22 protein-coding genes are annotated in these 19,621 nt (G+C 73.1%); 6 read left to right on the top strand and 16 right to left on the bottom strand.

The genetic code is table 11. From position 1 onward, the window contains the following. Nucleotides 1-22: 22 nt before the first annotated feature. The gene (locus tag H0H10_RS05955) at nucleotides 23-301 is read right to left on the bottom strand and encodes a DUF6158 family protein (protein WP_188179763.1); all 279 of its coding nucleotides are present in this window, start codon (nucleotides 299-301) and stop codon (nucleotides 23-25) included. Nucleotides 302-362: 61 nt separating this feature from the next. On the opposite strand from H0H10_RS05955, the gene H0H10_RS05950 reads away from it, so the two are divergent. Then, complete coding sequence (locus tag H0H10_RS05950) at nucleotides 363-1,484, top strand: baeRF2 domain-containing protein (RefSeq protein ID WP_188179762.1); 1,122 nt, start codon at nucleotides 363-365, stop codon at nucleotides 1,482-1,484. Nucleotides 1,485-1,500: 16 nt separating this feature from the next. Here H0H10_RS05950 and H0H10_RS05945 read toward each other — a convergent pair whose 3' ends face one another. Further along, nucleotides 1,501-3,120 (bottom strand): ABC-F family ATP-binding cassette domain-containing protein, encoded by a 1,620-nt coding sequence (locus H0H10_RS05945; protein WP_188179761.1) that lies wholly within the window; start codon nucleotides 3,118-3,120, stop codon nucleotides 1,501-1,503. Between the two features lie 101 nt (nucleotides 3,121-3,221). Between H0H10_RS05945 and H0H10_RS05940 the strand changes: the two genes are divergently transcribed. From H0H10_RS05940 to H0H10_RS05930, 3 genes are all read left to right on the top strand, one after another. Continuing rightward, on the top strand, nucleotides 3,222-4,715 hold the full coding sequence (locus H0H10_RS05940) for a bifunctional phosphatase PAP2/diacylglycerol kinase family protein (RefSeq protein ID WP_188179760.1): 1,494 nt from the start codon (nucleotides 3,222-3,224) through the stop codon (nucleotides 4,713-4,715). Between the two features lie 144 nt (nucleotides 4,716-4,859). Beyond that, nucleotides 4,860-5,690: a class I SAM-dependent methyltransferase gene (locus tag H0H10_RS05935; protein WP_188179759.1), complete on the top strand. Its 831-nt coding sequence runs from the start codon at nucleotides 4,860-4,862 to the stop codon at nucleotides 5,688-5,690. Between the two features lie 53 nt (nucleotides 5,691-5,743). After that, the gene (locus tag H0H10_RS05930; protein WP_188179758.1) at nucleotides 5,744-5,914 is read left to right on the top strand and encodes a hydrophobic protein; all 171 of its coding nucleotides are present in this window, start codon (nucleotides 5,744-5,746) and stop codon (nucleotides 5,912-5,914) included. Between the two features lie 19 nt (nucleotides 5,915-5,933). Here H0H10_RS05930 and H0H10_RS05925 read toward each other — a convergent pair whose 3' ends face one another. The 13 genes from H0H10_RS05925 to H0H10_RS05865 form a co-directional block, all read right to left on the bottom strand. Continuing rightward, nucleotides 5,934-6,230, bottom strand: a complete 297-nt coding sequence (locus tag H0H10_RS05925) for a gas vesicle protein K (protein ID WP_188179757.1) — start codon at nucleotides 6,228-6,230, stop codon at nucleotides 5,934-5,936. Then, a complete protein-coding gene (locus tag H0H10_RS05920) occupies nucleotides 6,227-6,415 on the bottom strand; it encodes a gas vesicle protein (RefSeq protein WP_188179756.1) in 189 nt (62 codons plus the stop codon). The genes H0H10_RS05925 and H0H10_RS05920 overlap by 4 nt, the downstream gene beginning before the upstream one ends. After that, complete coding sequence (locus H0H10_RS05915; protein WP_188179755.1) at nucleotides 6,412-7,248, bottom strand: GvpL/GvpF family gas vesicle protein; 837 nt, start codon at nucleotides 7,246-7,248, stop codon at nucleotides 6,412-6,414. Before H0H10_RS05915 ends, H0H10_RS05920 begins: the two co-directional genes overlap by 4 nt. Next, nucleotides 7,245-7,571 (bottom strand): gas vesicle protein, encoded by a 327-nt coding sequence (locus H0H10_RS05910; RefSeq protein WP_188179754.1) that lies wholly within the window; start codon nucleotides 7,569-7,571, stop codon nucleotides 7,245-7,247. The genes H0H10_RS05915 and H0H10_RS05910 overlap by 4 nt, the downstream gene beginning before the upstream one ends. Continuing rightward, nucleotides 7,568-8,677, bottom strand: coding sequence for an SRPBCC family protein (locus H0H10_RS05905; protein WP_188179753.1), 1,110 nt, complete (start codon nucleotides 8,675-8,677; stop codon nucleotides 7,568-7,570). Before H0H10_RS05905 ends, H0H10_RS05910 begins: the two co-directional genes overlap by 4 nt. Beyond that, on the bottom strand, nucleotides 8,674-9,363 hold the full coding sequence (locus tag H0H10_RS05900; protein WP_188179752.1) for a DNA primase: 690 nt from the start codon (nucleotides 9,361-9,363) through the stop codon (nucleotides 8,674-8,676). Before H0H10_RS05900 ends, H0H10_RS05905 begins: the two co-directional genes overlap by 4 nt. Beyond that, nucleotides 9,360-9,623, bottom strand: a complete 264-nt coding sequence (locus H0H10_RS05895) for a gas vesicle protein GvpG (protein WP_188179751.1) — start codon at nucleotides 9,621-9,623, stop codon at nucleotides 9,360-9,362. Before H0H10_RS05895 ends, H0H10_RS05900 begins: the two co-directional genes overlap by 4 nt. A gap of 5 nt (nucleotides 9,624-9,628) precedes the next feature. Then, nucleotides 9,629-10,402 (bottom strand): GvpL/GvpF family gas vesicle protein, encoded by a 774-nt coding sequence (locus tag H0H10_RS05890; RefSeq protein WP_188179750.1) that lies wholly within the window; start codon nucleotides 10,400-10,402, stop codon nucleotides 9,629-9,631. After that, a complete protein-coding gene (locus H0H10_RS05885) occupies nucleotides 10,399-10,830 on the bottom strand; it encodes a gas vesicle structural protein GvpA (protein WP_188179749.1) in 432 nt (143 codons plus the stop codon). The genes H0H10_RS05890 and H0H10_RS05885 overlap by 4 nt, the downstream gene beginning before the upstream one ends. Before the next feature lie 46 nt (nucleotides 10,831-10,876). After that, nucleotides 10,877-11,266, bottom strand: coding sequence for a gas vesicle protein GvpO (locus tag H0H10_RS05880; protein ID WP_188179748.1), 390 nt, complete (start codon nucleotides 11,264-11,266; stop codon nucleotides 10,877-10,879). An 86-nt stretch (nucleotides 11,267-11,352) separates the two neighbouring features. Continuing rightward, a complete protein-coding gene (gene ligD, locus H0H10_RS05875) occupies nucleotides 11,353-12,288 on the bottom strand; it encodes a non-homologous end-joining DNA ligase (RefSeq protein ID WP_188179747.1) in 936 nt (311 codons plus the stop codon). Then, nucleotides 12,285-14,132: a transketolase gene (locus H0H10_RS05870; RefSeq protein ID WP_188179746.1), complete on the bottom strand. Its 1,848-nt coding sequence runs from the start codon at nucleotides 14,130-14,132 to the stop codon at nucleotides 12,285-12,287. Before H0H10_RS05870 ends, ligD begins: the two co-directional genes overlap by 4 nt. After that, nucleotides 14,129-15,961: an FAD-dependent oxidoreductase gene (locus H0H10_RS05865; RefSeq protein ID WP_188179745.1), complete on the bottom strand. Its 1,833-nt coding sequence runs from the start codon at nucleotides 15,959-15,961 to the stop codon at nucleotides 14,129-14,131. Before H0H10_RS05865 ends, H0H10_RS05870 begins: the two co-directional genes overlap by 4 nt. A gap of 201 nt (nucleotides 15,962-16,162) precedes the next feature. Here H0H10_RS05865 and H0H10_RS05860 point away from each other — a divergent pair, with 201 nt between their 5' ends. After that, nucleotides 16,163-17,125, top strand: coding sequence for an LLM class F420-dependent oxidoreductase (locus H0H10_RS05860; protein ID WP_188179744.1), 963 nt, complete (start codon nucleotides 16,163-16,165; stop codon nucleotides 17,123-17,125). A gap of 69 nt (nucleotides 17,126-17,194) precedes the next feature. Continuing rightward, nucleotides 17,195-17,542 carry a VOC family protein gene (locus H0H10_RS05855; RefSeq protein ID WP_188179743.1) on the top strand — a complete coding sequence of 116 codons (348 nt, stop codon included), beginning with the start codon at nucleotides 17,195-17,197 and terminating at the stop codon, nucleotides 17,540-17,542. A gap of 18 nt (nucleotides 17,543-17,560) precedes the next feature. Here H0H10_RS05855 and H0H10_RS05850 read toward each other — a convergent pair whose 3' ends face one another. Further along, a complete protein-coding gene (locus H0H10_RS05850; protein ID WP_188179742.1) occupies nucleotides 17,561-19,510 on the bottom strand; it encodes a DUF5107 domain-containing protein in 1,950 nt (649 codons plus the stop codon). Nucleotides 19,511-19,621 lie beyond the last annotated feature (111 nt).

Raw genomic sequence — 19,621 nt, 5'->3', positions numbered from 1 at the left:
GGCCGTCAGACCCGGATGGCCCTCAGGCGCCGGGAGTCGCCGACCCTCCGCACCCGCGTTCCCGGGCCCCTTCCCGGGTGCGGCCCGCGGCGACCGGGCGCCGGGGATTGCGGCGCAGCCACTCTCCCTCGAGCTGTGCCATGCGCTCGTTGTGGGCCCGCAGCGCGTCGTTCGAGCCGTACAGCAGCGTGTCGTGACGTGTGCGGTGGATGGTCTCCAGCTCCTTCATGAGCTGGTTGTCGTCCAGGCGCCCGGGGTCCACTCCGGTCATGGTGTCGTCCCGCGTGTCGTGTTCGTTCATGCGGTCCGGGTACCCGCCCCCGTGAGCACTACCACCCCCGAGCGGCACCCGGGAGGGAGCCATGGACCTCGCGTTTCTGCATCCACTCTACGAACATCCTGGGCCGTGGGCCTCCGTGTACGTCGACCTGTCCCGGCATGCGGAGGACACCGTGCACGAACGGGAGCTGATGGCCGGGGCGGTGGCCCGGGACCTCGCGTCGCAGGGCGCGGACGAGGCGACGTGCCGGGCGGTGCGGGAGGCGGTGGAGGATCTGCGCCACTCGACCGACCAGCACGGGCGGGCCCTGTTCGCGTGTGCCGGGCAGGTGGTCCTCGATCCGCCGCTGGCGCGTGCCCCGCGGGGTGGCACATCCGCCCACTGGGCGCCGCTGCCGCACGTCTCGCCGCTGCTGGAGCTGGCGGGTGAGGATCCGGTCTGTGTGGTGGCGTACATCGACCGCAAAGGCGCGGACTTCGAGCTGCGCAGCGCGCTGGGCAGCACGGACGCGGGCGGTGTGAGCGGCCGGCAGTGGCCGGTGCACCGCACCAGCAGCGTCGACTGGTCGGAGCGGCACTTCCAGCTGCGGGTGGAGAACACCTGGGAGCACAACGCGGCGGAGATCGCGGACGCGCTCGCCGTGTGCCAGGAGGAGACCCGCGCCGACCTGCTGATCCTGGTGGGCGACGACCGGGAGCGGCGGTCCGTGCACGAGCGGCTGCCCCAGCGGCTGCAGGACCGTGTGGTGGAGGCCTCGCGCGGCAGCGGCAGCAGGCTGCTCGACGACGAGGTGGAGCGGCTGCGCGACGACCACGTGCGGGCGCGGGCACGGGAGGACCTGGACAGGTTCCTGGCCGCCCGCACACCGGACGGCGAGGGACGGTCCGCCGCGGTCGAGGGCGTGCCCGCGCTGATCGAGGCCGCCCGGGAGCACCGCATCGACGAGCTGCTGATCATCCCGGACGGTCCCGACACCCACCGCGAGGTGTGGATCGGCGAGGACCCCGACCAGCTGGCGGTGCGCCGTACGGAACTGAAGACGCTCGGCGAGCAGGACTCCTGGTCGGCCCGGGCGGACGACGCCCTGCTGCGCTCGGCCGTGATGACCGGCGCCCCGGCGATCTCCGTGTCGCCGGCGCTGCCGCCGGAGGCGGACGACGCCCCCGTGGGCGGCCTGGGGGCGTTGCTGCGCTGGAAGGAGTGAGCGTCCGCCGGATCGGCTACCGCGCCCGTTGCACCCGCCGTTCGTCCCACACCGGCTCCGCGGTCTCGCGGACGCGGCCGTCGCTGCCGAAGACGAGGTAGCGGTCGAAGGAGCGGGCGAACCAGCGGTCGTGGGTGACCGCGAGGACCGTGCCCTCGAAGCCCTCCAGACCCTCCTGGAGGGCTTCGGCGGATTCCAGGTCGAGGTTGTCGGTCGGCTCGTCGAGCAGCAGGGCCGTGACGCCCCGCAGCTCCAGCAGCAGGATCTGGAAGCGGGCCTGCTGGCCGCCGGAGAGCCGGTCGAAGGTCTGCTCGGCCTGCCGGGTCAGCTCGTAGCGGCGCAGCCGGGACATGGCGGCCCCCCGGTCCTGGGAGTGTTCCGTCCACAGGATGTCCAGGAGCGTGCGGCCCTCCAGCTCGGGGTGGGCGTGGGTCTGGGCGAAGTGCCCGGGCACCACGCGCGCGCCGAGCTTCCAGTTCCCGGTGTGCGCCACGTCGTCGCCGGCGAGCAGCCGCAGGAAGTGCGACTTGCCGGAGCCGTTGGAGCCGAGGACGGCGACGCGCTCGCCGTAGAAGACCTCCAGGTCGAAGGGCTTCATCAGACCGGTCAGTTCCAGCTGCTCGCAGGTGACGGCCCGTACGCCGGTGCGGCCTCCCTTGAGCCGCATCCTGATGTCCTGCTCGCGCGGCGGCTCGGGCGGCGGTCCGGCCTCCTCGAACTTGCGCAGCCGGGTCTGGGCGGCGCGGTAGCGGGAGGCCATGTCGTCGCTGACCCCGGCGGCCTGGCGGAGCGTCAGCACCAGCTTCTTCAGCTGCGCGTGTTTCTCGTCCCAGCGGCGGCGCAGCTCCTCGAAGCGGGCGAAGCGCTCGCGCCGGGCGTCGTGGAAGGTGGCGAAGCCGCCGCCGTGCACCCAGGCGTCGGCGCCGGCGGGGCCGGGTTCCAGGGAGACGATCTTCTGGGCGGCGCGGGCGAGGAGTTCCCGGTCGTGCGAGACGAACAGCACGGTCTTGCGGGTCTCGGCGAGCCGTTCCTCCAGCCAGCGTTTGCCGGGCACGTCGAGGTAGTTGTCCGGCTCGTCGAGCAGCAGCACCTCGTCGGTGCCGCGCAGCAGCGCCTCCAGCACCAGTCGCTTCTGCTCACCGCCGGACAGCGTGCGCACCTGGCGCCACTGGGCCTTCTCGTAGGGCACGCCGAGGGCGGCCGTGGTGCAGATGTCCCACAGTGTCTCGGCCTCGTACCCGCGCGCCTCGGCCCAGTCGGCGAGGGCCTGCGCGTAGTCCAGCTGGGCGGCCTCGTCGTCGACGGTCATGATGGCGTGCTCGGCGGCGTCGACGGCGCGCGCGGCCTCGCGGATCCGGGGCGGCGCGACGGACACCAGCAGGTCCCGTACGGTCGTCTCGTCCCGTACGGAGCCGACGAACTGGCGCATCACCCCGAGCCCGCCGCCGACGGCGACGCTCCCTCCGTGCGGTGCGAGCTCCCCCGACAGCAGGCGCAGCAAGGTGGTCTTGCCGGCGCCGTTGGGCCCGACGAGGGCCACGACGGCCCCCTCCCCCACCCGGAAGGACACATCGCCGAGCAGCGCCCTCCCGTCGGGGAGGTAGTACTCCAGGTGCGCTGCTTCGAGGTGGCCCATGAGCAGCGATTCTCTGGTCCGGCCCGCGCCCCGGCAACCGCTTTTCCGGGGTGGGCCGGCCGCCCGGCAGGAATCGCCGCCCACCGGGTAGGCGGACGGACATGAGCCCCGACGTAGACCTCACCGCTCCGGCGCCCGGACCGCATCCCTTCCGCAATGTCTTCCTGCGGCTGGACCAGCGCGTGTTCGATGCCGTGGCCAGCCGCCACTGGCCCGGCGCCGATCCCCTGCTGCCCCGGCTGAGTCACAGCGCCGACCACGGTGTGCTGTGGTTCGCGGCCGCCGCCGCGCTGGCCGCGTCGCGCACCCCGCGGGCACGCCGCGCCGCCGTCCGCGGTGTCGCCTCGCTGAGCCTCGCCTCGCTGACCATCAACACCCTCGGCAAGCGCACGGTCCGCCGCCCGCGCCCCGGGCTGGACCCGGTGCCGCTGATACGGCAGCTGAGGCGGCAGCCGATCACCACGTCCTTCCCGTCCGGGCACGCCGCGTCGGCCGCCGCGTTCGCCACCGGCGTGGCGCTGGAGTCCCCGGCCTGGGGCGCGGCGGTGGCCCCGGTGGCCGCCGCGGTGGCCCTCTCCCGGGTCTACACCGGCGTCCACTTCCCGAGCGACGTCCTGGCCGGTGCCGCTCTGGGCGCGGGGGCCGCGTTCGCCGTACGGGGCATGGTGCCCACCCGCGCCCAGCTGCTGCCGCCGGCCCGGCCGCGCGCCGACGTGCCGGCGCTGCCCGAGGGCGACGGCCTGGTCATGGTGGCGAACGTCGGCTCGGGCACCGCGGACCGGGTGCGCGCGCTGTGCGAGGCGCTGCCGAAGGCCGAGGTCGTGGAGTGCGAACCGCAGGACGTCCGGGAGGAGTTGGCGAGGGCGGCGGGGCGCGCCCGGGTGCTCGGGGTGTGCGGTGGCGACGGCACCGTGAACGCCGCCGCGGAGACGGCCCTGCGGCACGGGCTGCCCCTCGCGGTGCTGCCCGGCGGCACCCTCAACCACTTCGCCTACGACCTGGGCGTGGAGGACGTGCGGGATCTGTGCGGGGCGCTGGAGCGGGGCGAGGGCGTCCGTGTGGACGTCGGCAGGTTCCGCTCCGGCGGGCGGCAGGGCGTGTTCCTGAACACCTTCAGCCTCGGGGTGTACCCGGAGCTGGTGCGCGAGCGGGAGCGGTGGTCGCCCCTGATCGGTTCGTGGCCGGCCGGTGTGCTGGCGGCCGTCCGGGTGCTGCGCGCCGACCGGCATCCGCTGGAGGCCGAGGTCCAGGGGCGCAGGCGTCCGCTGTGGATGCTGTTCGCGGGCAACGGCACGTACCACCGCAGGGGAATCGCCTCGGGCCGCCGGCTCGACCTGGCGGACGGGCAGCTGGACGTCCGGGTGGTGCACGGCGGCCGCCGGCCGGCGCTGCGTCTGCTCTCCGCGGCCCTCGCCGGCCCGCTGACCCGGTCCCCCGCCCACGCGGCGGTGCAGCGGGGCCGTCTCCGTCTGGCCGGTGTCGCCCCCGGCACCCTCATGGCGTACGACGGTGAGCTGACCGAGACGCAGGGCGATCTGACGCTGGAGAAGCTGCCCGAGGCACTCGCCGTCTACCGTCCGCTGACCGGCGGCTGAGCGTCCGGCGTCACTCCACGCGGTCCGCATGCTGAAACGTGCGTCTCAGAATGCGATGCATCGGCGTACGGTGATCCTGCCGCCGGCCGGGGCCCGCGTGCCCCGTGCACCGGCGCGTCGCGATGCCGGAAGAGGGGATCAGCCATGCCGCAGCAGCCGAAGCCGCGCGAGACCGCCGTGTACACGCACGGGCACCACGAGTCCGTGCTGCGCTCGCACACCTGGCGCACCGCCGAGAACTCGGCGGCCTATCTGCTCGGCTCCCTGAAGCCCCACATGAGGATCCTGGACATCGGCTGCGGTCCGGGCACCATCACCGCGGACCTCGCCGCCCTGGTCCCGGACGGCCGCGTCACCGGCGTGGACCGGGCGCCGGAGATCCTGGAGCGGGCCCGCGCCACGGCCGCCGGACGCGGTCTGGCCAACGTCGACTTCGCGGTCGCGGACGTGCACGCCCTGGACTACCCCGACGACACCTTCTGCGTGGTTCACGCCCACCAAGTGCTCCAGCACGTCGGCGACCCGGTGCAGGCGCTGCGCGAGATGAAGCGCGTGACGAAACCGAACGGGTTCATCGCCGTCCGTGACGCGGACTACGGCGCCATGACCTGGTACCCGGCCTCACCGGGCATGGACGACTGGCTGGACCTGTACCACCGGGTGGCCCGCGCGGGCGGCGGCGAGCCGGACGCCGGGCGCCGGCTGAAGTCCTGGGCGCTGCGGGCGGGGCTCACGGACGTCACGGCGACCTCCAGCACGTGGACGTTCTCCTCGCCCGAGGAGCGCGAGTGGTGGAGCGGCCTGTGGGCGGACCGCACCCTGGCTTCCTCCTACGCCGGACTCGCCACGGACGGCGGGCACGCGACGGCGGAACACCTGCGTGCCGTCTCCGCGGCGTGGCGGGAGTGGGGAAAGCGGCAGGACGGCTGGTTCAGCGTCCTGCACGGAGAAATCCTGTGCCGAAAGGAAGCCTGAAAGAAGCCTGATCGATGAATTTCGGGAAACCAGTACGGCAGGAGGTTCACATTATGGTTCCGCTTCTGCTCGTATTGCTTCTCGCAATCATTCTGTTCGGTGTCGGCTTCGCCGTGAAGGCACTGTGGTGGATCGCCCTGGTGGTCCTGGTCCTGTGGCTGCTGGGCTTCCTGGTCCGCGGCACGACCGCGGGCGGCGGACGGGGCCGCTGGTACAGGTGGTGAGGGGCTGCCCCGGGGAGGCTCACTCCCGGGGCAGCAGCGGCCCGAGCGGCCCGAGGTCCAGATTGAGGTCCTCGGGCCGCAGGCCGTAGCGCTCGCGCAGTTCGGTCATGCGGTCGTCGAGCAGCATGAGGGTGAGCCCGATGCGCTCCTCCTGCTCCTCGCTCAGGTCGCCCTCGTCGAAGCGGCGCAGCGCCTGGCGTTCCATGAGCTGGCGCAGCAGCTCGACGACGGTCAGCACGAGCTTGACCAGGTCGCGCTCGACCGTGTCGGGCTCCAGGTCCAGCCGGTTGCGGTTGGGGTTGCGGCGTCCGGTCACGTCAGTTCCCTCCAGGGTGACGGGACTTGGGCGTTGACCGAGCTGATCAGGGCGTTCAGGTCGATGCGGACGAGGTCGACGTCCGCGATGCGCAGGGTGATGTCCCCGGTGATCACGACACCGCCGGCGAGCAGCCGGTCGAGCAGGTCCACCAGGGCGATCTCCCGGCGTTCCACGATCGTCATGTCCCCTCCCCCGCGTCTTCCTCCGGGGGCCCCACGCCCTTCTCCCGGGTCCCCGTGTCTTCCTCCCGGGCGGTTTCCTCTCCGGCGAAAGAATAGGCGGCCCAGGGGCCGGTGAGTTCCACCCTAATTCCCGGGACGTCGTCCTTCGCCCGGTCCACCATTTCCACAAACTCCTCGGAAACGTCCCGCCGCACCAAATAGGCGGCATTGAGAACGTTCCGTCCGGCGGCACCGGAAAGTGCGGGATTCTGCGGCGCGTGCAGCCGGGTGTCGTCGGCCCGGGAGGACAGCGTCTCGTGCAGGCGCGCCGCCAGTTCCTCGGCCCTGGCCCACCGGTCCTCGTGCGCCCGCGTCTGCATGCGCCGCTGCCGCAGGTAGTCCCGGCCCGACGCGGCCCTGCGCGCGGGCTGAGCGGGCTGAGCGGCGGACTCGGGGTCCGCCTCGACGTACACCTTGACGCCCCACTCGACCCGGCCTTCCAGCCGGTCGAGCGTGCGCCGGAAATCGTCCTCCCGCTCCTCGATCATCACCCGCACCCCGCTGTCGTCCCGGAAGACGGTGGCCATCCGCAGCGGCAGCGGGGTGGTGACGACGGTGAGCGCGTCGATGACCTGCTGGTGCGCACGGGCGGTCGCCGCCAGCCAGTCCAGATCCTCCAGGCGGGCGCGCAGGGCCTCCTCGGAGAAGTCCGTCTCGGGCACGTGGCTGACGACGGCGATGAGTCCGTGGTGGTTGAGCAGCCGGGGCGGGTCGCCGGCCACGCCCCTCAGCTGGGACTGGAGGGCCGCGCCGAACGGGCGGCACACGGCGTAGACGTACCGCAGTCCGGTCATGGTGCCTCCCTCGGTGCGCGGCCCGACTCCAGCTCCCGCAGGCGCTCCCGCAGCTCGGCGTTCTCCCTGGTCAGTTCGTCACGCCGGGCGTGCGAGGAGAGCGCCGGGTCGCTCTCCCACCAGTCGATCCCCATTTCCTTTGCCTTGTCGACGGAGGCGACGACGAGTCGCAGCTTGACGGTGAGCAGCTCGATGTCGAGCAGGTTGATCCTGATGTCGCCCGCGATGACGATGCCCTTGTCGAGCACCCGCTCCAGGATGTCGGCGAGGTTGGCGCTCTGGCCCTGGCCGTAGGGCTCGGGCAGCCGGCCGGGTGTCGTCATCGACGGCTCCCACGGGCGGCGTACTCGTCCTCGTCCTCGTCCCGGGACGCGTACTCCTCCTCACCCTCTCTGTCGTACTCCTCCTCGAACTCGTCCTCCGGGTACTCCTCCTCGTACTCCTCCTCGTCCTCGGGCTCCTCCTCGGATTCCTCCTCGTCGTGCGGGGCCTCCTCCTCGTCCTCGGGGCCCCCCTTCTGCTCCTCGCCCTCCGGCTGCTCCTGCTCCTCCTGCGCGACCGCGTCCTCGTGGCTCCGGACGACCTCGCCGTCGCGGATCTCGCCGCGCCAGCTGTCCTCCGCCTCGCCCTTGAAGGTGATGAAGCGGACGAAGTGCTTCAGGTCGAGCCGGGCCCGGCGTCCCTGGGCGCGCCAGATGTTGCCGGTCTTCTCGAAGAAGCCCGAGGGGTAGTACTCGATGACCAGCAGGACCCGGGTGAGGCTGTCCGCGAGCCGGTGGAAGGAGACGACGCCCTTCGTCGTGCCCTTGGCGCCCTCCGACGTCCAGTGGATCCGGTCGTCGGGCACCTGCTCGACGGTCGTCGCCTTCCAGCTACGGTTGGACCACCAGATCTTCGCCTGCCAGTCGGACGTCGTGTCGTCGGCACGGCTGGCACTCTTGACGCCCTTGGCGAAGGTGCTGAAGTCCTGGTACTGGGTCCACTGGTCGTAGGCGGTACGCAGCGGTACGCCGACGTCGACGTACTCGATGATGACGGTCGGCTGCTGGCCCCCGCCGCGCTTGCGCTTGCCCTTGCCGCCTCCACCGAGGTTCTTGAAGGCCCCGACCACGCTGTCCTTCACCTTGGAACCGCCCAGTTCCAGTGCCGTCCGCATCGGGCCCTTGCCCTCGGCGAGCTTGCGGCCGCCGTCGAGGGCGAGCCTGGCGAGGCCGGGGCTGTTGCCCTCCGCGATGTCGTTGAGCTTGGCAGTGGTCTCACCCAGCTTCCGTCCGGCACCGACCATCAGGCGCTGGGCCTGGGCGGACAGGTAGTCCTGCAGCTCGGCCTTCAGCCGGTCGGCAGCCTCACTGTGGGCGAGATCGCCGATGGGGTTCTTCTTCGCCGCCCCGCCGGCCGCGGAGGCCGCGGATCCCAGGGTGTCCGTCATCGTTCACCGCCGCCCTTCGGCCGCCCGGCCCGGGTGTCGCCGGCGGTGCTCCCGGCCCCGGCCGTCTTCTTCCGCGCCGGCTGCCCGGCGGGCTGTGCCTTCTTCACCATGGTCTTCCTCGTGGGCGCCCTCACACCGGCCCTTTTCGCGGGCACCTTCTTGCCGGGCGCCTTGCCCGCGGACTCTCGTCCCTCCGGCGCGGCCTTCCTCGCGGGCCGCTCGCCCCGGCCGTCCCGTTTCCGGGCCGCGGCCCCGGATTCCTCGTCGGCGCCGCCCGTCGGCTCCTCGTCCGCGTGTTCCTCGTCTTCCTCGGAAGCCGTGCCGGCGTCCGAGTCCGAGTCGGTTCCGGCGCCCGGTACCTTGGACGTGACGCCCGAGAGCCGGTCACGCACCTCTGCGGTGCGGCCGTGCAGACGGTCGGCGAGCGCGTCGAGCTGCCGCTCGACCACCGCGCCCGAGGCCGCCTTGCCCACGCCGCTCAGGTCCTGCCGCAGCTGGTCCCCGAGCTCCTTGAACTGCGGGTTGTCCCGCAGTTGCCGGGACACCAGGTCGGCGACCGCCCGCGGGCTCGTGGTCAGCCGCTTGCCGGCCACCATGGAGCCCACGGCGACCGCCAGCTTCATCTTCCTGGTACGTCCCAGCAGATATCCGGCCCCGACCGCGAGGCCGAGTCCCACTCGATTCATGGTGCCGTCCCGTTGCCCGTTCCCGCGCTGATGCGCGACGCGATCTCCAGCCGGTCCAGGAGCTGGTCCTCCTGCCGGTCGAACTCCTCCTCGGTGATCTCCCCGGCTTCCAACTGTTCTTCGAGTCGGGCCAGTTCGGCCCGGATCGTGGCGGGGTCGTAGTAGATCCGCTCGGCCTCCCGGAGCAGCTGCCGCATGACCCACCCGCTGCCGCGCACCGGGGCGAACGGCAGCAGCAGGACCTCGGAGAGCAGTCCCACGTTCCTCACCCCGCTCCGGTGTCCGCGCCGCCGGCCGCGGTCCCGGCGGGCTGGGCGGGGCCGGGCTCGACGAAGCTGTACGGCGGCAGTGGGCCGTTCACGCGCACCTCCAGGTGCGGCAGCTCCCGGCGGGCCCGCTCCGCGGCGGCCAGGAACTCCTCCGCCGACGACCGCTCCACCAGGAACGACAGGTTGGCGAGCCAGCCCGTGGACTCGGGACCCACGCTCACCGCGTCGGCGACGGGCTCCAGCAGCCGCTCCAGTGCGCCCGCGTCCTCGGACTCCTTGGCCTTCACCGCGGACGCGACCATCTCGCCCAGCTGGATCTTGCTCTCGTAACTTCCGCCGCCCGACTTCCGGTTCGCCTCCGCGAGGGCGCGGATCTCCGGGTTCTCGGCCATCACCTGGTGCAGCACGGCCTCCTCGACGTGATGGGCCTTGATGTTGTACTCGACCCGGCCGTCCAGCGCCCCCAGACGCTCCTTGTAGTGCTCGGCACGCTCGGCGAGCACGCCGGTGACCGCCCGGTCGTCGGGGGCGACACTGCCGAACCGCATCGGCAGCACACAGCCGTCCGCGCCGATCTCGCCGAGCACGTTCTGGTGGGCGAGCAGTTCCCTGCGCTTGGGCCGCAGGTCCTCGGGAGCGTCGCTGACGACGGCCGCGAGCCCGCTCTCCTTCAGCACGCGCACGGGGCGCGGCGGGTCGCCGATGCCCACCAGTCCCTCGGGGAGCGGAGGATGCGAAGCGGCCGTGATGCCGTAGACGTAGGTGTTCACTCCTGCTCCTCCTTCCGGCGCGGTGCCGCGGTCCTGCGGGCCCGGGGGCGCTCGGTCTCCCGCTCGGAGGCCTCGTCACGGGCCTGCTTGAACGCGTCGGAGATGGTCTCGGCGGCGCCGGACAGCGCGCCCTTGGACTTGCCGCGGGCACCGGACTCGGTCACCTGACCGACCATGTCGGGCAGGCCCGGGGCCTTGCGCGGCCCGGCCTCCAGGTCGAGCCGGTTGCACGCCTCGGCGAAGCGCAGATAGGTGTCGACACTGGCGACGACGACGCGTACGTCGATCTTCAGGATCTCGATACCGACCAGGGAGACGCGCACGAACGCATCGATCACGAGCCCCCTGTCCAGAACAAGCTCAAGCACGTCGTAGAGGCCGCTGCTGCCGCCTCCGCCGCCGGTCTGCTGTGCCGGTACGACAGTCATGCCGGCTGTTCCTCCTTGTCTGTGGGTGCGGGTCCGGTCGGGCGGCCTAGCGGCCGCCGGGCCTGCGTGCGTCGGCCCGCCCGCGCTCGTAGCGCTGGACGCGCCGGTAGCCGGTGAGCTGCCCCTGGGCGTCGAGCTCCACCTGGTAGCTCGCCATCAGGCTCATCGTGTCGGGCACCCTCTCGAGCTCGAGAACCTCGACCTCCAGGGACCAGCCGTCCTCCGTCTGCTCGAAGGACGACACGGACTCGGCGGCCGTGCCGGTCAGCTCCGCGAACTGGGCGCGCGCCTGGCGCAGCACCTCCATCGGGCTCGGCCGGTGATCCGCCGTGCTGTTGTCCGTGTTGCCGTTGTCTTCGTTGCCTGTGTTGCTGTTGTTGTTTCTGGTGTTCTTGGTGCTCTTGTTGCCGCGGTTGGCAGTTGGCTCGTTCGACATGGCCACCTCCCCATCCGTGTGGCCGCAAGTGTGTTCGCCAAACCTCGCGCCCCGGGCTTCTGCCGCCCGGTTTTCCCGGGCCCCGCTCAGCCGAGCAGGTCGTCCAGGCGCCGCCGGGCCGGTCCCAGGGCCCGCCCGCGGCTCATGACCCCCGCCCAGGGCCGGGTGCGGGCCTGCTCCACGGCGTCCGCGACGGTCCAGCGGCGGGCGTGCAGCACGGGGTCGTCCAGCTGGTCCCAGGAGATGGGCGTGGCCACCGGGGCACCGGGCAGGGAGCGGACGGTGAAGGGCGCGACGGCGGTCTGCGCGTAGGCGTTGCGCTGGACGTCGAGATAGAGCCGGTCGCCGCGGTCCTTCTTGCGGGCGGCCGTGGTCAGCCGGTCCGGGTGCGCGGCGGCCAGCGCGTCGGCGACGTCCCGGGCGAACTCCCGTACCGCGTCGAAGTCCTGACGCCCGTTCAGCGGCACCACCACGTGCAGTCCCCGGGAGCCGGTGGTCATCGGTGCCGAGGGCAGCTTCAGCGCGTCGAGCAGCTCGCCCAGCAGCCCGGCCGCCTCCCGGACCGAGGGGAAGTCGTCGCCGGCGGGGTCGAGGTCGAAGACCATCCGGTCGGGCCGGTTCAGGTCCGGGGCGCGCGACAGCCAGCGGTGCAGGGTGAGGGCGGCCTGGTCGGCCAGGTACACGAGGGTGGCGGTGTCGTCGCAGACGGTGTGGCAGACGGTGCCGCCCTCCTTGGCCACCTCGACACGGGTGATCCACTCCGGGTAGTTCTCCGGGGTGTTCTTCTGCATGAACCTCGGGCCGTCGACGCCGTCGGGGTGGCGCTCCAGCATCAGCGGGCGGCCACGCAGGTGCGGCAGCATGAAGGGGGCGACGGACCGGTAGTAGTCGGCCAGGTCGCTCTTGGTGTACTCCTTGGCGCCGCCGTCCCCGTCGCCGCCCGGGAACATCACCTTGTCCGGCCGGTGGACGTCCACCGGGCGCCGGCCCGCCCGGACGGTCCGCACGGCGTCGCCGCTCACGCCACGACCGCCTCCTCCACCAGCAGCCTGGCGGCCGCCGCGATGGACTCGGCGTCGATGCCTGCGGCGTGCAGCTGCTCGTCGGGGGACGCCGAACCCGGCATCGTACGGACGGCGAGCCGGATCAGGCGCGGCACGGGCCGCCCGTCGCCGAAGGCGTCGAGGACCGCGTCCCCGATGCCGCCCTCCTCCCGGTGGTCCTCCACGGTCAGCAGGCAGCCGGTGTCCTCGGCGGCCTGCCGCAGCGTCGCCCGGTCGACGGGCTTGACCGAGTACAGGTCGATCACCCGGACCGGGATGCCCTGCCGGTCGAGCGCGTCGGCGGCGGCCAGCGCCTGGTGCAGGGTGACGCCCGCCGCGACGACCGTCAGCCGGTCCCGGCCGGAGGAGCGCAGCACCTTGCTGCCGCCGACGGGGAACTCCTCGTCGGGACCGTAGATCACCCTGCTCTCGCCGCGCGAGGTCCGCAGGTAGCGGATGCCCTCCAGGTCGGCCATCGCGGCGACGAGGTGCGCGGTCTGGTTGGCGTCGCACGGGTACAGCACGGTCGAGCCGTGGATCGCCCGCATCATCGCCAGGTCCTCCAGGCCCATCTGGCTGGGCCCGTCCTGGCCGATGGCGACGCCCGCGTGGGAGCCGACGAGGTTGATGCCGGAACCGCTGACCGAGGCCATCCGGATGAAATCGTGGGCGCGGGTGAGGAACGCCGCGAAGGTGGTGGCGTACGGAGTCCAGCCGCGAGCCGCCATGCCCACCGCGGCGGCGACCATCAGCTGCTCGGCGATGTAGCACTCGAAGTAGCGCTCGGGGTGCTCCTTGGCGAAGAACTCGGCGCGCGTGGAGTCGCCGACCTCGCCGTCGAGGGCGACGACGTCGCCACGGGCGGTGCCGAGCGCGGCCAGTGCCTGCCCGAAGGCGTTGCGGGTGGCGACCTCGTCCCCCTGCTCGAAACGGGGCAGGTCGGTCTGCCCGGAGCCGACCGAGTGCAGCGCCCGGGCGGAGGGCGGCTCGTGCACCTCGACGCGGACGTCGCCCGGGCCGCCGAGTTCGGCGACCGCCTCGTCGGCGTCCGGCACCGGCTTGCCGTGCTGGCCCTCACGGTCCTCCACGGCCTGGACACCCTTGCCCTTGAGGGTGCGGGCGATGACGGCGGTGGGCTGGCCCTTGGTGGACAGGGCCTCGCCGTAGGCGCGGTCGATGGCGTCGACGTCGTGGCCGTCGATCTCGACGGTGTGCCAGTCGAAGGCCCGGAAGCGGCGGGCGTAGGCGTCCAGGTCGTGGCCGTGCCGGGTCGGGCCGCGCTGGCCCAGCCGGTTGACGTCGACGATCACGGTGAGGTTGTCGAGGTGCTCGTGTCCGGCGTGCTCGGCGGCCTCCCAGACCGAGCCCTCGGCCATCTCGCTGTCGCCGCACAGCACCCACACGCGGTAGTCGGCGCGGTCCAGCCGCTTGCCGGCCCACGCGATGCCGACGCCGACGGGCAGGCCCTGCCCGAGCGAACCGGTGGCCGTCTCGACCCACGGCAGGCCCTGCGGCGTGGGGTGCCCTTCCAGGCGGCTGCCCAGTTCGCGGAAGGTGAGCAGCTCGTCGTCGTCGATGGCGCCGGCCGCCTTGTAGGCGGAGTACAGCAGGGGCGAGGCGTGCCCCTTGGACAGGACGAAGCGGTCGTTGCCCGGGTGGGCCGGGCGCTGGAAGTCGTAGCGGAGGTGGTTGGCGAGCAGTACGGCCATCAGGTCCGCGGCGGACATCGAGGAGGTCGGGTGGCCGGAGCCGGCGGCGGCGGAGGCGCGCACGCTGTCGACGCGCAACTGCCGGCCCAGGTCGACGAGTTCACCGGTGTTCATGAGTCTCCTTCCGGGGAGTCGTCGGAACGCTTGACGGGACCTGGGGCGACGTCGGGACCGGGCGGCGGCTGCCCGGCCGGCGGTTCGACACCGGGCCCGGCCTCGGCGCCCCGCGCCCCGGATTCACCGCGGGGCCGGCTCTTGGCCGGTTCACCGCCAGGCTGGTTCCTGGCCGGTTCACCGCCGGGCTGGCTGCGGGCCGGTTCACGGCCAGGCTGGCTGCGGGCCGGCTCACCGCCAGGCTGGCTGCGGGCCGGCTCACCACCATGCCCGGCCCTGTCCGATTCACCACCGCGCCCGGCCTCGGCGGACTCACGGCCACTCCCGGTCCCGGCCGGCTCGCCGCCGTTCCCGGCCCTGTCCGATTCACCACCGCGCCCGGCCTTCGCGGACTGACCGCCACTCCCGGCCCCGGCCGATTCACCGCCTCGCCCGGACTTGGCCGATTCACCCCCGCCCCCGGACTTGGCCGGCTCACCACCACTCCCGGCCCCGGCCGGTTCGCCGTCCTGACGGCCCCCCGGTCCCCCCGGCACCCGCGCCAGCTCGGGCGACGCCGACTCCAGGGGTACGGACCAGGAGCGTACGAGCCCCAACTGCACCGCCTGGCGCGGCAGTACGCTGTCGAGCAGCCAGTCCGCGGCGACCCGGACACGGTTGCCCGGCATCGCCGCCAGGTGGTAGCCGCGGGTCACCGCGCCCGCCGCCGGGCCGGAGACCGGAACGCCCAGCGGATTGGCGGCGGCCTTCGCACCGCCCAGGTCCACCACGAAGCCCATGTCCCGGTGACGGTAGACGCGCCGCTCCCCGATCCCGAGCGAGGCGGCGACGTTGCGGGCGCAGACCTTGCCGTGCCGCCAGGCGTGCTGCGCGGTCATCGGCGTGAACGCGCCCGGGTTGTTCAGGTCCGGCACCGCCGCCGCGTCACCGCACGCGAACAGCTCGGGCCGCCCCGGCACCTGGAGGTGGGGGTCGACCAGCAGCCGGCCGCGTTCCATGGGCAGCCCGAGGGACGCCACGAGCGGGTCGGGCCGCACGCCCACGCACCACACCAGCGTGCGCGTGTCCACGGTCGTGCCGTCGGTCAGCAGGACCCCGTCGTGCGTGGCCTCCTTCACGGACGTACCCATCCGCACGTCCACGCCCCGCTGCCGCAGCACCCGCTCGGCGGTGCGCGAGAGCCGTTCGTCCAACTCGGGCAGCACCCGGGGCGCGACGTCCAGCAGCATCCACCGCGGCCGCATCCCGGCGCGCATCGGATGCCTGCGGACCTGGGCGTCGGTGTACATCTGGCCGTGCGCGGCCACCTCCGTACCGGTGTACCCGGCGCCGACCACGACGAAGGTGCACCGGGCGGAGCACTCCGCGCGGTCGTCGGTCGTGGCCGCCAGCTCCACCTGGCGGGTGACGTGATCACGCAGGTACAGCGCCTCCGGCAGCCCGCGGAAGCCGTGCGCGTGCTCGGCGACGCCGGGGATGGGCAGCAGCTTGTTGACGCTGCCCGCGGCGAGCACCAGCCGGTCGAAGGACAGCGTGCCGTCGCGGCCCTCGGGGTCGGTGTAGCGCACGGTGTGCCGGTCGAGGTCGATGCCGTGGGCCTCGCCCAGCACCAGCCGCACCCGCGGCAGGGTGCCCGACAGGGACACGGTGACCCGGCGCGGTTCCAGCACCCCGGCGGCGACCTGGGGCAGCAGGGGCAGGTACAGGAAGTAGTCGGTCGGATTGAGCAGGGTGATGTCGGCCTGGTGCCGGGTGAGCCGGGACAGGGTGCGGGCCGTCCGGTACCCGGCGAAGCCGGCACCGACGATCACGATGCGGGGTCGGCTCACGGTTCGCCTCCGGGCTGTCGCGTACCTCGTGAGCCTTCCGCGTCCCCTTGACCAGGGTGCCCAAACGTCCGTTGACCAGGGTGCCCGAACGTCCGGCCCCGCCGCCCCGGCATCCGCCGGCACCGCGCGCCGCCGGTTTCCGGCCGGGCGTCCGGGTACTCGGGCCGCGACCCACCCGCCCCATGTCCCGGAGGCATCCCCATGCCCGAGTACGGCTATTTCCTCGCGTGCGAGCAGTACGGCCCCGCGGAGCTGATCGAGCAGGCGCGCATGGCCGAGCAGGCAGGGTTCCAGGCGCTGTGGATCTCGGACCACTACCACCCCTGGAACGACGAGCAGGGCCAGAGCCCGTTCGTGTGGTCGGTGATCGGCGCGCTGTCCGAGGCCGTGTCGCTGCCCGTCGAGACGGCGGTGACCTGCCCGACCGTGCGCATGCACCCGGCGGTGGTGGCGCAGGCGGCGGCGACGAGCGCGGTGATGACCGGGGGCCGCTTCCGGCTCGGCGTCGGCACGGGCGAGGCGCTCAACGAGCACATCCTCGGCGACGCCTGGCCGCCGGCGCACGTGCGGCTGGAGATGCTGGAGGAGGCGATCCTGGTGATGCGCCGGCTGTTCAGCGGCGAGGAGGTCAACCACCACGGCACGCACTACACGGTGGAGAACGCCCGCCTGTACACCGTCCCGGACGAGCCCGTCCCCGTCGACGTCTCCGGCTTCGGGCCGGCCGCCACGAAACTGGCGGCCCGGGTGGGGGACGGATACATCACGATGATGCCGGACACGTCGATGGTCGAGCAGTACCGCAAGGGCGGGGGCGGCGCCAAGCTGGTCAGCGGGGGCACGAAGGTCTGCTACGACGCCGACCGGGACGAGGCGGTACGGGCCGTGCACCGGCTGTGGGCGAACGAGCTGCTGCCCGGCGAGCTGGGCCAGGTGCTGCCCTCGCCGAAGCACTTCGAGCAGGTGCAGACGCTGGTCACCGAGGACATGGTGCGCCAGAACCTGGTGTGCGGTGCCGACGCCGACGAGCACGTCACCGAGCTGAAGCGGTTCGCCGACGCCGGCTTCGACCGGGTCTACGTCAACCAGATCGGCCCCGACCTGCGCGGCTTCTTCGACTTCTACCGCACCAAGGTGCTGCCCCGGCTCCAGCAGAGCGCGTGAACCGGCACCGCCCCGCGCGGTGCGGCGGCGCCCGTGAGGACCGGGGCGCCGCCAACTAGGCTCGTCCGCATGGACATTCTGGGAGCCACACTGCGCGTCTACGTCGACGATCTGGACAAGGCCATCCCCTTCTACGAGGGCGTCGCCGGCGGCCGGGCCCTCCGCTTCGAACGCGGTGGTGTCCAAGTCGCCGCGGTCGGCTGCTTCCTGCTGATGAGCGGGCCGGAGTCCCAGTTGGAGCTGCTGCGCAAGGTCGCCGCCACGATCGCCGTCGCGGACGTCGACGAGGCCCACCGCGTCCTGGGCGAACTGGGTGCCGACATCATCGCCGGCCCGGTTCCGACGCCAGCTGGACGCAATCTGATCGCCCAGCACCCGGACGGTGTGGTCTACGAGTACGTGGACCGGCGCGCGTGAGTCTCCGGCCGGGCGGGGTCAGTCCCCGTCCGGCCGCATCCTGAAGTCGAGCCGGGTGGGCAGCGGTTCGGGGCAGAGACGGGCCCACAACCGCCCGATGGCCTCCTCCCCCTCCCTCAGGTCGGCGACCTCGAAGCCGTCCCCGAAGACCGCCCGCGCCTCCTCGTGCCGCCCCTCGGCGAGCAGCAGTCCGGCCTCGGTCAGCCGGAGCCTGCCCCGGGCGCGGACGGCGGGGCCCAGCCGCTCCCACACGGTACGGGCGTCCGCCGTGCGCCCCGCCGCCAGCAGCGCCTCGACGGCCTCCCGGCCCAGCGCCGCCGTGACCGCCGTCCACCGCTCGTCGTCGCCGCGCCGCTCGCAGAGGTCGTCGAAGGCCTCGGCGTACCGGTCGGCGGCCCGCTCGTGGTGACCGCCCTCCTGGTCCGCGACGGCGAGACAGCGCAGCAGCGGCCAGCCGGCCGGCGCGGTGGCGAGGGCGCGCTCCCAGCTGCGCTCCGCCTGTGCCCGGTCGCCGGCGTGCCACTGGGCGACACCGAGGTGGTACTCGGTGACCGGTGTGGCGGGCGCGGTCTCCAGCATGTCCCGCCAGGGCCGGGCGACCAGCGTGTCCCCGGGCGGCTCGTGCGTCCCGGGCTCGGGAAGGTACCCGGCGCGCAGCAGGTGCAGCCAGGGCTGCTGCGCGTCGCCGAGGGTGCTCTCCTCGAAGGGCGTGCCGGGCAGTTTCCAGCCGGTGCGCAGTACTTCGAGTGCGCCCCAGCCCGACCCGGTGGCGAGGCTGTCGCCGGGCTCGGTGTCGGCGTGCGGCTTCCAGGCCGCGTACGCCGCGTCGACCCCGGCCCGTGGCAGGGCGGTCTCCAGCCGCTCCTCCGCCCCGCGCAGCACGGTGTGCCACTCGCCGTCGGGGTCCGCGTCGAGCGGCCCGTACGCCTCCAGCCAGGACAGCTCGCTCTCCGCCTCCAGCCGGACGTGCTCCAGCTGGGTGCGGACGAGTCCGGCCTGGATCTCGCAGTAGCCGCCCGTGCCGGGTTCGGTGAGCCACTCCTGCCAGCGCCGCCCGCCGGGTCCGGTGCCCCAGACGAACAGCTTCCGGCCGCGCAGCACGTCGGTCGAGGTCTGCACGAGTCCGTGCCCGTGGGCGTCGAGCGCGGCGATCCAGCGGCGCCGGGCATCCGGCACCTCGTAGAAGTAGTCGGCGGCGTACGTGCTGTTCAGCGGGTACGTGCGGTCGGCGCCGTCGTGGAGCGGCACGGGCACCCGGCGCAGCCGGCGTTCGTAGCCGAAGTGCCATGCCTCGTCGGCGGGGGCGAGGACGCGGCGCTCCTCGGGCACGGCGATGTTGGACCACCAGTAGGTGGGCACCGGGCGCTCGTGCGGGTTGCGGATCCGGACGCCGGCGTAGAGGAAGTCCGAGCCCTCCGGCAGCCACAGGTCGATCTGGAAGGGCAGGTCGCGCAGCCTCTCCCACTCCCACAGGCGCAGCATCTGCGAGCCGTCGGGGGCCGGTACGCGGGCCGCGTGCAGGGGTGAGCAGGACAGAGTGGTGTGGCCGGTGGCGCCGATGTTCCACTCGATGCCGCCGGAGAACCAGGCGCCGTTGAGGGCGAAGTTGGCGGGCTGGAACACCGGGTTGGTGTAGAGGAGTTCACGGCCGGTCGGCTTGTGGTGGAGGGAGGCGACGCGGCCGCCGAGAGCGGGCAGGACGGTGGCCCTCAGCCGGTCGTTCTCGATGACGAGGGCTTCGATGCGGCCCGGTGGACGCGTCCGGTCGTACCCGTCCCGGATCCGCACCGGCAGCAGGCTGCGCAGCGGCTCGTAGTCGATCTGCCGGGCCATGTCACGTGGCAGGGCGGCCCGGTCCCGGTCGTCGATGCGGTGGGCCTCGTCCAGGGGGCGCAGCGGCGGCAGCGGGTTGTCGGTGCCCAGGGCCGCGGCGGGCAGCGTCAGTACCTCACGTCGGATCGTCGTCACGGTTCCCCATGGAAGCCGCTCGCCGCCCGGCTGACCAGGGGCCGGACCGGGCGGGATCGCCGCGGCGGGCCGGGCGGCGAAAATCCCGGGTGCCGTCCGCCCGCGCCGACG

Source organism: Streptomyces griseicoloratus, from assembly GCF_014534645.1.
In the GTDB taxonomy this organism is placed as follows: domain Bacteria; phylum Actinomycetota; class Actinomycetes; order Streptomycetales; family Streptomycetaceae; genus Streptomyces; species Streptomyces griseicoloratus.
The sequence above is the reverse complement of the archived record's forward strand: the minus strand, read 5'-3'. Positions and strand labels throughout refer to the sequence as shown.

What these genes read in the sequence shown, in the direction of transcription:
- H0H10_RS05955 (WP_188179763.1), bottom strand. Translation starts at nt 301, where the DNA reads ATGAACGAACACGACACGCGGGACGACACCATGACCGGAGTGGACCCC.
- H0H10_RS05950 (WP_188179762.1), top strand. Translation starts at nt 363, where the DNA reads ATGGACCTCGCGTTTCTGCATCCACTCTACGAACATCCTGGGCCGTGG.
- H0H10_RS05945 (WP_188179761.1), bottom strand. Translation starts at nt 3,120, where the DNA reads ATGGGCCACCTCGAAGCAGCGCACCTGGAGTACTACCTCCCCGACGGG.
- H0H10_RS05940 (WP_188179760.1), top strand. Translation starts at nt 3,222, where the DNA reads ATGAGCCCCGACGTAGACCTCACCGCTCCGGCGCCCGGACCGCATCCC.
- H0H10_RS05935 (WP_188179759.1), top strand. Translation starts at nt 4,860, where the DNA reads ATGCCGCAGCAGCCGAAGCCGCGCGAGACCGCCGTGTACACGCACGGG.
- H0H10_RS05930 (WP_188179758.1), top strand. Translation starts at nt 5,744, where the DNA reads ATGGTTCCGCTTCTGCTCGTATTGCTTCTCGCAATCATTCTGTTCGGT.
- H0H10_RS05920 (WP_188179756.1), bottom strand. Translation starts at nt 6,415, where the DNA reads ATGACGATCGTGGAACGCCGGGAGATCGCCCTGGTGGACCTGCTCGAC.
- H0H10_RS05915 (WP_188179755.1), bottom strand. Translation starts at nt 7,248, where the DNA reads ATGACCGGACTGCGGTACGTCTACGCCGTGTGCCGCCCGTTCGGCGCG.
- H0H10_RS05910 (WP_188179754.1), bottom strand. Translation starts at nt 7,571, where the DNA reads ATGACGACACCCGGCCGGCTGCCCGAGCCCTACGGCCAGGGCCAGAGC.
- H0H10_RS05905 (WP_188179753.1), bottom strand. Translation starts at nt 8,677, where the DNA reads ATGACGGACACCCTGGGATCCGCGGCCTCCGCGGCCGGCGGGGCGGCG.
- H0H10_RS05900 (WP_188179752.1), bottom strand. Translation starts at nt 9,363, where the DNA reads ATGAATCGAGTGGGACTCGGCCTCGCGGTCGGGGCCGGATATCTGCTG.
- H0H10_RS05885 (WP_188179749.1), bottom strand. Translation starts at nt 10,830, where the DNA reads ATGACTGTCGTACCGGCACAGCAGACCGGCGGCGGAGGCGGCAGCAGC.
- H0H10_RS05880 (WP_188179748.1), bottom strand. Translation starts at nt 11,266, where the DNA reads ATGTCGAACGAGCCAACTGCCAACCGCGGCAACAAGAGCACCAAGAAC.
- H0H10_RS05870 (WP_188179746.1), bottom strand. Translation starts at nt 14,132, where the DNA reads ATGAACACCGGTGAACTCGTCGACCTGGGCCGGCAGTTGCGCGTCGAC.
- H0H10_RS05860 (WP_188179744.1), top strand. Translation starts at nt 16,163, where the DNA reads ATGCCCGAGTACGGCTATTTCCTCGCGTGCGAGCAGTACGGCCCCGCG.
- H0H10_RS05855 (WP_188179743.1), top strand. Translation starts at nt 17,195, where the DNA reads ATGGACATTCTGGGAGCCACACTGCGCGTCTACGTCGACGATCTGGAC.